The organism is Aerococcus sp. 1KP-2016, from assembly GCF_002252085.1.
Classification (GTDB): Bacteria; Bacillota; Bacilli; order Lactobacillales; family Aerococcaceae; genus Aerococcus.
In genome coordinates, this window is sequence record NZ_NEEY01000024.1 from 19,168 (window position 1) to 29,956 (window position 10,789).

The 10,789-nt window shown below is 36.4% G+C and carries 8 protein-coding genes and 1 pseudogene; all 9 read right to left on the minus strand.

Annotation, left to right across the window (positions count from 1 at the left end; all coding sequences use genetic code 11):
• Positions 1-254: 254 nt before the first annotated feature.
• The 9 genes and pseudogenes from B9P78_RS05785 to B9P78_RS05825 all read right to left on the minus strand — a co-directional run bounded on the left by B9P78_RS05785 (position 255) and on the right by B9P78_RS05825 (position 10,552).
• The gene (locus B9P78_RS05785; RefSeq protein ID WP_148138584.1) at positions 255-623 is read right to left on the minus strand and encodes an MFS transporter; all 369 of its coding nucleotides are present in this window, start codon (positions 621-623) and stop codon (positions 255-257) included.
• Positions 596-1,579 (minus strand): MFS transporter, encoded by a 984-nt coding sequence (locus B9P78_RS05790; protein WP_094518553.1) that lies wholly within the window; start codon positions 1,577-1,579, stop codon positions 596-598. The genes B9P78_RS05785 and B9P78_RS05790 overlap by 28 nt, the downstream gene beginning before the upstream one ends.
• Positions 1,580-1,813: 234 nt before the next feature.
• Positions 1,814-3,739 carry a fructose-specific PTS transporter subunit EIIC gene (locus B9P78_RS05795; protein WP_094518554.1) on the minus strand — a complete coding sequence of 642 codons (1,926 nt, stop codon included), beginning with the start codon at positions 3,737-3,739 and terminating at the stop codon, positions 1,814-1,816.
• A 26-nt stretch (positions 3,740-3,765) separates the two neighbouring features.
• Complete coding sequence (gene pfkB / locus B9P78_RS05800; protein WP_094518555.1) at positions 3,766-4,680, minus strand: 1-phosphofructokinase; 915 nt, start codon at positions 4,678-4,680, stop codon at positions 3,766-3,768.
• On the minus strand, positions 4,677-5,447 hold the full coding sequence (locus B9P78_RS05805) for a DeoR/GlpR family DNA-binding transcription regulator (RefSeq protein ID WP_094518556.1): 771 nt from the start codon (positions 5,445-5,447) through the stop codon (positions 4,677-4,679). The genes pfkB and B9P78_RS05805 overlap by 4 nt, the downstream gene beginning before the upstream one ends.
• A gap of 239 nt (positions 5,448-5,686) precedes the next feature.
• A complete protein-coding gene (locus B9P78_RS05810; protein ID WP_094518557.1) occupies positions 5,687-6,151 on the minus strand; it encodes an NUDIX domain-containing protein in 465 nt (154 codons plus the stop codon).
• Positions 6,148-7,041: an NAD(P)H-hydrate dehydratase gene (locus B9P78_RS05815; RefSeq protein WP_094518558.1), complete on the minus strand. Its 894-nt coding sequence runs from the start codon at positions 7,039-7,041 to the stop codon at positions 6,148-6,150. Before B9P78_RS05815 ends, B9P78_RS05810 begins: the two co-directional genes overlap by 4 nt.
• Before the next feature lie 389 nt (positions 7,042-7,430).
• Positions 7,431-8,773 (minus strand): annotated as a pseudogene (gdhA, locus tag B9P78_RS05820) (NADP-specific glutamate dehydrogenase).
• Between the two features lie 171 nt (positions 8,774-8,944).
• Positions 8,945-10,552, minus strand: coding sequence for a peptide ABC transporter substrate-binding protein (locus tag B9P78_RS05825; protein ID WP_094518559.1), 1,608 nt, complete (start codon positions 10,550-10,552; stop codon positions 8,945-8,947).
• Positions 10,553-10,789 lie beyond the last annotated feature (237 nt).

Sequence of the window (10,789 nt, forward strand, 5' to 3'; positions counted from 1 at the left end):
ACCCAAACGTCTTTACATGACATTTGGGTTTTGCGTCACATTCTATTAGCCTTATTTTCAGCTAAATATATTTTTTGCTTAAATTTCTTCCGTGACGGCAATACGGTCAGCTTCCTTAGCATCTCTAGCATCACGCATTTCCCTTAATTTCGTCTGTACATTTTCCATTGTTTCTTTGTCTAGTGTATAAAATTTCATGAAAGTTAAAGCGAATATATTGGCTGTTAAAGGAATTAATACGAAGATAATTAATGCTACCCATCGTAATTAGGTGTTAACGCTGTTGTTTCATCAGGATATGCTGCGCCATAACCAAAAGCTGCTAATACCCAACCAATTGACATGGGCGCTAATGAAGAAGCAATAGAGTCCGTTAATGAGAAAATAGTCCCCATCATACCTGAAACATAATGGCCAGATTCACTCGTTTCAAAATCTGATACATCAGCAGCGATTGTTAAAATTAAGCCAGATGGTGATGTTGAGAATTGACGTCCACACATATAAGCAATCACAAATGAAACACTATAGAACGTTAAATTCGTAAAATCTAACATACCAGGTTGTGCTTGCCATACTAGGAAGCCTAACGCCACTAGGAAAGCGGTACAATTTTGAGCCAAGTAACATACGACCATTTCAATCCTTTATTACGTGCTACAGCTGATGCAGCCATTGAAATTAGAATATTTGGTACAACCATAATTAATGAAATTTGACCTGAAAGTTGGTAAGAACCAAATAAGATACCAAAAATCAACATTTGCGTTACTTGATCGGAGAATAATTGTGTATTTAATTTCACAAAAGCCCCTGCCATTGCCAGTGTTTGTAATGGCTGGTTATTTTTAATAATTGGCCAGTAATCTTTTAGTTTAATTTTGGCATTATTCTCACCGATACCAAAAAATTCAGTTCTATCATTAGCAGAAATACCAATTACTGCTAAAACAGTTAAAACTGCTGACGCAACAATAATCATTGGAATAAATTCAGCAAAGAATGCAGCGCTGTATTCATTAAATTTAGGATAAATGAAGTTCGTTACAAAATATTGGCCCCCAGTGAAAATTAAAGCCGTAAAAATACCGTCAAACATAGAGAAAACAGGACGTTGCTTAGGGTCACTTGTCAAAGTAGCTTGACCAGCTTTAGTCACAGAAGCTTGCAAAGAATAGCCAATTTTAGGGACAATTAAAGCCAAGACCAACACTGGAAATTTCCAACCATCGCTTACTAAATGTGTTGGGAAAAGAATGATAAATGAAATTGCTGTAATAATATTACCAATTACAATTAAAGGTCGATACTTACCAAACTTAGAATCAAATTTATCAATGACTGCACCTAACCCTGGATCAATGAATCCATCAAAAATACGAATATATCCTAATATTTGACTAATAATTAAAGCAGTAAGACCTAATAAACCTGTTGAATAAAATGAAACAAAGCCAAAACCAAATAAATATAAATTGGTCGCTGCATTGTTTAACGAGAACAATCCAATTTGCCACAATTTGGCACGATGGTATTTATCCTTATGATGTACAACTTGAATTTCTTGCATATTTGCCATTTTTAATCCTCCAAACGAGTTTAAGTTATCTTTTTATGTAAACGCTTTACCAAAAATATAGTTCAATTTTACAGCAAAAGGATAAAAATGCTTGCATTTTTAGGATATTTTGTGGATTTATTCACAAAATTAATTGAAACACAAACTAATATTGCAATATTTTGTGAAAATGACGCAAAAAAATACACGTCCCTTTCAACAAAGGAATCGTGTATTTTTTGCTTTTTTAAAATATTATGCTTTTACTTCGTCAGTAATTGGTTTCTTCCATAAACCTAAAATTAAGGCTGAAATGATAGCACCAATCGCCACTGATAAGATTAATAGTGATGGATGGTTACCCAAAGCAACCATGGTAATTACCCCACCGTGAGGCGCAGGTACATTTGTAGCGAAGAATTGCGTTAACCCGCCAGCTACAGCTGAACCAATAATACTTGATGTAATCACACGTAGTGGATCAGCAGCTGCAAATGGGATAGCACCTTCAGTGATGAATGTAAGACCCATGATAAAGTTTGTTAAACCTGATTGTCGTTCTTTTTCAGTAAATTTATTTTTGAAAATTACTGAAGCTAATGCGATTGCCAAAGGTGGCACCATACCACCAGCCATTACAGCAGCCATAAATTTACCATCACCAGTATCGGTAAAGATACCAATTGCAAAAGCGTAAGCTGCTTTGTTGAATGGACCACCCATGTCGATAGACATCATACCACCTAAAATTGCACCAAGTAATACTAAGTTACCAGTACCTAAGCTTTCTAGGAAATTAATCATTGCTGTATTGATACCAGCGAAGATTGGTCCTAGGATGAAGTACATGATAATACCTGTAATTAATAATGTAAATACTGGGTAGAATAAGATTGTACGTGTACCAGCAAGTGATTTTGGTAAACCTTTCAAACTATCGATTACTAATAAAGTAACGTAACCCGCTAGGAAACCACCAACCAAACCACCTAAGAATCCAGCGCCTGCTGAGTTAGCTAAAGCACCTGCGGCGAAACCTGATACTAAAGCTGGTTGGCCACCAATTGAACGTGCGATATTACCAGCAAAAACAGGAATTAAGAATGAAAAGGCTGCCGCACCAATAGCATTAATACCAAGGAACATTGCTGATTCACTACCTGCAAAACGTTCAACTAGGAAAGAAATTGCAAGAATAATACCACCAGCAATAACAAATGGTAACATCGCTGAGATACCGCTCATCAAATCATTATATAAAGATTTGAAGTTAAATTTACCAGAACCTGCACCTTGATCATCAGTAGCAATGTTTTCATCGTCATCTTGATGTTTTGCATGATAAACTGGTGCATCACCAGATAATGATAAATTGATTAATTCTTCTGTTTTGTTGATACCATCTGCTACTGGACGTTCAACTACTTTTTTACCGTTAAAACGACCCATAGGTACATTTTTACTCACAGCAACAATAATACCATCAGCTTTTTCAATATCTTCAGCTGTTAAACCATGTTTTACACCTTCAGAACCACGCGTTTCAACTTTAATTTGATAGCCTAATTCGGCTGCTTTCTTCTTCAAAGCATCTTCTGCCATGTAAGTGTGGGCAATACCAGTAGGACAAGCTGTAACAGCTACGATGTACGGTTTTTTGTCATCAACTTCAGTAACTGCGCCAGATTGGCTCGCTGCTTCTTCAGCACGATTTTCTGCATCTACTTGTGCTTGTGCAAGTTTAACTATACCTGTAACTGCTGATGGTGTTTCAGCACCCTTTAAGGCTGCAATAAAATCTTCATTCATCAACAATTTAGATAATTCAGCTAATACTTTCAAATGTGTATCAGCAGATCCGCCTTCAGCGGCAATCATAAAGAATAATTCAGCCGGTTGGCCATCAAGTGATTCAAAGTCTAAGCCACCTTCTTTTTTGGCAAAGACAACTGAGGTTTTTGATACAGCTTCATTCTTAGCATGCGGCATTGCAATGCCGTTACCCAAACCAGTTGACATTGTATCTTCACGTTTTTGAATGGCTTCACGGAAACTGGTAAAATCATTTACAGCCCCTGTATCAACTAATTTTTGTACCATTTCGTCTAATATTTCAGCTTTAGTATTCGCTTGAACGTCAAGAATCATTAATTCCTCACGTACAACATCCGTAATTTTCATAAATATGCTCCTTTATATTGAATGTATTAGTGCAAAAAGTTTAATTTCACAGCACCGTTTAAGGCATCAATATCAGCTTTTTCAGCTAAATCTTCCTTAAAGGCAGTTGCAGAACCCGATTGTACTGCTAAGACAAAGGCTTGAGATGCTGGTAAACCTTGTTCCAATCCTGCGATGAAACCACCAATCATAGAGTCACCCGAACCAACAGTGTTAATTACGTTGCCCTTAGGCGCATCTGCTTTAATAATACGTTCCCCATCGATGAACAAGGCACCATCTCCACCCAGAGAGACGATGACATTTTGTGCACCCATTTCGTGTAATTTCTTACCATAGGTTACAACGTCATCAATATTTTGAATTTCTGTACCAAATAACTCACCTAATTCATCTTGGTTTGGTTTCACCAATAATGGTGCCATTGGTAATGCTTCTAGCAATTCTTGGCTAGCAGTATCAAAAATATATGGAATATTGCGTTCTTTTAATAAAGTTATTAAGCTAATGTAGAAATCATCGGGTAATCCTTGAGCTTTTGAACCAGATAAAACGATTAAATCATCACTTGTCATTGCTTGAATTTGTTGACGTAATTGATTGATTGCAGCTTCACTAATCACAGGTCCTGCACCATTAATTTCAGTTTCTTGATGACCTTTAGTCTTCACATTGATACGGGTATTTCCTTCAATTTCAATAAATTGAGTTGTTGTCCCTTCTTTTTGAAGCCATTGTTTAATGAATTCACCTGAATTTCCGCCAACAAAGCCTATAGCAATGTTACTGACTTCAAATTGGTTTAAAATACGTGAAACATTAATTCCTTTACCACCTGGTAGCATTTGTTCACGACTTGCTCTATTTGTTTTCCCCACAATAATTTCATCAATATACATTAAATAATCGATTGAGGGATTTAACGTTAATGTGTAGATCAATTCTTTACCTCCTTGATTTTATATAGCTCACTATATTTAGCTTTCAATTGTCGATCTTCAAAAGTATTGGTTATTACACCGAATTTGCCCTCTAGAGTGACATTAATCGGATATGTTTTTTCAAATTTTGTTTGATCAACTAAAAGATACACGTGCTTACTTTGGTTAGCAGCTTGTTCTTTTAAGAAAGCTTCTGCTTCATCAGTAGTTGTTAACCCATCCTGGATATCAATACCATTCATACCCAAAAATACATGATGAAAATGATATTTTGCTAACTGCTTATGTGCCGTTTGTCCAACTATTGCTTGGGTATTCGCTCTTAAGGTTCCCCCTAATAATTGAATATTTAACCCCTTACTACTAGCCGCTATCGCTTGATCTACTCCGTTTGTTACGAGATTTAGATGCATTGAGGGATCGATGAAATCAATCATCAACAATGAAGAAGTACCTGCATCCAAATAAATCGTTTGATTATTTTCGATTAAAGCAACAGCAGCTTTAGCAATCGCACGTTTCTCTTGCGCATTACTAGCTACCTTTTCACTAAAACGAGGCTCATCACCTATAACAGAATTTGGTGCCTTCTTAATCTTGGCACCTCCGTGGACACGAACAAGCACGCCTTCTTCTTCCATACTGTCCAAGTCACGTCGTAAAGTTGATTCACTTGCACCCGTCATAGTGACCAGTGTTTGTAAATCCACCATATGATGTTGTTTTAAATAATCGGATATGATCTTTTTACGTTCTACTAAAAGCACTAGCTAGCCTCCTTTCGATAAAAGTTATAGCGGAAACGCTACAATGCAAACGCTTACCGATTCACATTAGAAATTATACACGCAAAATCTTCCAAAAGCAATCATTTTCAGTCAAAAAATACCTAAATACCTAAAATTAATAACTGTAAATTGATAAAAATAAAAAAGTAATTGAGAAGATAATACAAGAAAAGAGGTTGGAACGTATTTGTTCCAACCTCTCCATCTGTGATTCATTTTTAAAAGTTCACATCGTTATAAAATATGCCACTTTCCAGCTGCATAATCGCCTCTAATCGATTTTCCGCTATTTGATCAGCCATTTGGGGTAAATCTGTCAAATCGAACCAAGCCAAATCATCATGTTTGCTTGGCTCCAAAATCTTGGGTGTGCCTTGATAAGTATCCGATGTAAAAAAGAAATTGTAGTAGCTGATTTCCTCATCTAATCTTAGATGTGTGATGCCAACAAATGTTAAATCATCTTCTGAAATGGATATATCAATTTCCTCCATTGCTTCGCGCACGATGGTTTGGCGAACACTTTCTCCTCGTTCCACATGGCCTGAAATACAATCCCATACATTGGGTAACATCTTTGTATCACCTCTATGTTGCAAAAGTATTTGTTTACCTTTATCAGACATTCTAGTCAAAATTAAAATCCCAGCTGATGGATTGGTGTAATGCTTTTCAGTATTCAATGAATGATGTCTCCTTTATTTCTCTGTATCGCTTTCAAAGTTGCAGGTATTCGTCTGGAAATTTCACTAGGAAGGACAATGTAATTATTTTCATAAATGATATCTGCAATATATGAATGGATAAAATTTGCTAAAATGATTGCATTAGCAATCTCTTTTATTTGCCCTAAAAAACCCGCTATTATACCAGCTAATGTATCCCCCATTCCGCCAATAGACATGCCTGGATTGCCTTGGATATTGATATATATGATGTCACCATTAGCTTGATATATTTTTGTTGGCGCCCCTTTTAAAATCAAGTATACACCCATTTGATTCACCCAATTTTGGACACTTTCGTTATCCTCAGGATCGATACTGCCTTGTGTTAAACGTGCCCATTCGCCCCGATGTGGTGTTAATACAAAATCATGATTACTTGTTTTCATAAATTGTATCCATTTCGTATCAAATCTTATTTCACGCGCTAAAAAAGTTAACGCATCCCCATCAACAACAAGCTTTTTCTTTTCAGCTGTCTTCATCAAGTTGTTTTTTAGCGTTTCCCATTGAAACTTATTATCCAATCCCATACCAGGACCAATTAAAATGACAGATGCTTTGGAAATTGCACTATTTAATTTTTGTTCATCCATAAAATCACAAACCATTACTTCAGGAAGTACGCTATGTACTGCAGCCGTATTCACCGGATCCGTTGCTAACATAGTTAAACCTGCACCTGAATAGACTGATGCTAGTGCGGCCATTTGCCCCGCTCCACCCATTTCCTGGTTTCCGGCAATAATGAGAATATGGCCAAATTGATTTTTATACGCGTCTGCAGCTCTATTGGGAATGAATTGCCTTGCATATGTTAGATCAATATTTTTATTCTTCAATACCATTTTAGCCACTCCTTTCCTTTATTTTAACACTTTGAATATTGATACCAAAGTGAATAGGAATCTAACACTGGTTCAATCAAAAAGAGGCTGGGATAAAAATTAAATTCATAGATTTTTCATCCTTACAGTGTACGTTCCTCTTGAGCCGTGGGACCATTGAAAGCCAAGGTCTTTCAATTTGAAATCGAGCCAATGTCTCGATTTCATCCTCTTTCACGGCTAAGGAACTACACTTCAAGTCCTTTAACCTGTTCCCGTGATATATTTCAATCAAAATTTATAAGAATTTTTTCAAAGTAAAAGGCGTACACAACGCTTATTAAGAATTGTGTACGCCTTTTTAGAGGCCTTTTGTCCTAGCCTCATCTGATTATTGAATTCATGTAATATTAAACTAAACCTTGAGAAACCATTGCATCGGCAACTTTTTTGAATCCTGCAATGTTAGCACCTGCAATTAGATTACCTTCTTTGCCGTATTCACGTGCAGCAGTTTCAGCATTGTTGTAGATATCTTTCATAATATCTTGTAACATACCGTCTACTTCTTCGAATGACCAGCTTTGACGTTGGCTATTTTGAGCCATTTCTAATGCTGATACAGCAACACCACCAGCATTTGCTGCTTTTGCAGGGCCGATGTAAACATCAGCTGCTAATAATTTTTCAGTTGCTGGCGCATCCAAAGGCATGTTAGCACCTTCAGAAATGAATTTCACACCATTATTAATTAATTTTTCTGCTTGAGGTAATTTCACTTCATTTTGAGTAGCTGCAGGAATAGCTAAGTCTGCTTGAATGTCGTGATCCCAAACTGAACCTCGTAGTAAGTTGCTGTTTCTTTTGCATCAGCATAAGCTGTTAAGCGTTCACGACGAACTTCTTTAATATCTTTCAATAATGCAACATCAATACCAGTTTCATCAATGATATAACCAGTTGAATCAGATACAGAAATAGCAGTTGCACCCAATTGTTGTAATTTTTCAGCTGCATAGATCGCTACGTTACCTGCACCAGAGATGATTGCACGTTTACCAGCAATGTCTTCGCCTTTAGTTTTCAACATTTCGTTGATAAAGTAAACTGCACCGTAACCAGTTGCTTCTGTACGTGCTAATGATCCACCATAAGATAATGGTTTACCAGTTAAAACGCCATTTTCGAAGCCACGAAGTTTTTTGTATTGACCAAATAAAAAACCAATTTCTCGTCCACCAACACCGATATCACCAGCTGGAACATCCAAATCTGGACCAATGAATTTTTGTAATTCAGTCATAAAGCTTTGAGCAAATCGCATAATTTCGTTGTCTGATTTACCTTTTGGATCAAAATCAGAACCACCTTTACCACCACCGATTGGTTGGCCAGTAAGTGAGTTTTTGAAGATTTGTTCAAAACCTAAGAATTTTAGGATACTTTGATTAACAGTAGGATGGAAGCGTAGACCACCTTTGTAAGGTCCAAGTGCAGAGCTGAATTGTACACGGTAACCAGTATTTACACGGAAATTACCTTCATCATCTGTCCATGGTACACGGAAAGAAATAATTCTTTCTGGAATAGCCAAAATTTGTAATAAGTTCTTTTCTACAAATTCTGGATGTTCTTCAAAAACAGGCGCAACTGATTCCACAAATTCATCTAATACTTGAAGAAATTCTGGTTCAGCAGCATACTGTGTATGCCATTTTTCTTGAGTAGTCTTAATATATTCTTGTGCCTTCATGTATATTCCTACTTTCTGTTCTAAATTATTATAATATAATGAGAACAGTTATATTATATCCAAAAAGCACAAATATGCAACGTATTTTTGTAAGATTTATTCACAAAATAAAAAAATATAGAAAAACCTTACAAAACATGTAAGGTTTTTGGCATTATTCCGCATTTTCTACTACATTTGCCCAACGATAGTGACATAAGACTGGCCAGGTCGACTCACATCTTGCACATTTGGATTTTGCAATATAGCTTGATATGATTGATAAACAGGAATTTGAACAGCATATTCATCCAACGCTAATCTTTCAATTTCGATTAAAGTTCCCCAACGTGCTTGTGGGTCATTTGCCTGTTCGCGACTTTGGTCCACTAATGCATCAATATCATCAAATTTGTAATTACCTCGTGTAATTTCAGAATCGAATCGTTCTAAATAGTTGATTGGATCTCCAAAATCAGCTTGCCAGAAGGTAATGCCTAAATCATAGTCACCCTCTTTTAAAGCTGCAAAGCGTGCTGATGATGGCATTGTACTAATAGTAACTTCAATACCAGGTAGGTTTTCTGTTAATTGTGATTGCACATATTCAGCAAATATTTGGCTCTCCTCATCGTCTGAGGCGACCATATTTAAGTTCAAGCCATCTAGACCAGTTTCAGCCAAACCGGCCTCCCAGGCAGCCTGTGCCGCTTCTAGGTCATAATCAAGGCTTAGTTGTGCATCATCTCTAAAATCTGTATTTGTTTCAGGGTTCCAAGCCACTTCACGTGATACAAAGCCGTTAGTTGCAATTGAACCGTTTTGTAAAATATTATCGACAAACGCTTGGCGATCAATGGCTTGAAACAGGGCTTTACGAATATTTACATTGTCTAGTCCTTCACTCTCATGATTGATCTCGATATAATTGGTTCTTGGAATAGGATATGTTTGATAATCTGGAGTTTCTTTATTCTGAACAGCAAAATTACCAGTCAATTCGATTACATCTAATTCACCCGACTCAAATAAATTCATCGCGGTTGCTGTTTCTGGTAAATATTGGAAATTCACAGTATCAACATGAACATTTTCAGCGTCCCAGTAATCATCATTCTTGCTAAAAGTCCAAGTATTACCGCTTGCTGCATCCCAATTCGTTAATTCAAATGGGCCATTGTAAACGGCTTGCTCACTGGTTGCACCGTATTGGTCTCCCGCATCTGCTACAACTGCTTGATTTTGCGGATAATATGCTGGCACTGTAAGTAAATCTGTGAAATAGGATGTCGGATTAGCTAATGTCACCTCTAACGTTCGGTCATCAATTGCCCGTACACCCAAATCTTCCAAAGCCTTCTCTCCTGCCAAAATAGCAGTTGCATTTTCAATAATGCCATCAAACATATAAGCATAAGGTGCGGCCAAAGATGGATCTACCATGCGTCGCCAAGCATATACATAATCATTGGGTGTAACAGGCTCACCATTAGACCATTTTGCATCTTCTTTAATTTTAATAGTGTACACTTTACCATCAGCCGAGATCTCAGGTATATCAACAGCATCTGCAGCAACTAAATGATTATCTAAATCATATGTATATAAGCCATTATAAAAATTCATATTTGCCGTAATTGTAGCAATATTTGATGCGGAAAATGTCGTATCTACTGATTGAATTTCATCAGTACTTTGTACATTAATGATTTTTTCTGCTGTATCCTGATTATTCCCACAAGCTGCTAAAACCAATACTGAACTTAAAGTAATACCCAATCCCAAACCAAGTTTTTTCATCACTTATTCTCCTCCTTAAAAAATCTTACATTTCATGTCATTATAACGTTTTGCCTATCTTTTTTAAAATGCTCTGCCCTATTATCGTTTTTTTAATTTTGAATATATTCACCTGAATAATTCATAGCTTTAATTCTTTGGCACATTTTATTGAAATATGTATCACTAATATCCCTATCAACTGATTTTGACTAAAAAGTTACTTCAAACATTCACTGTTCAAAAATATTGAGGAAT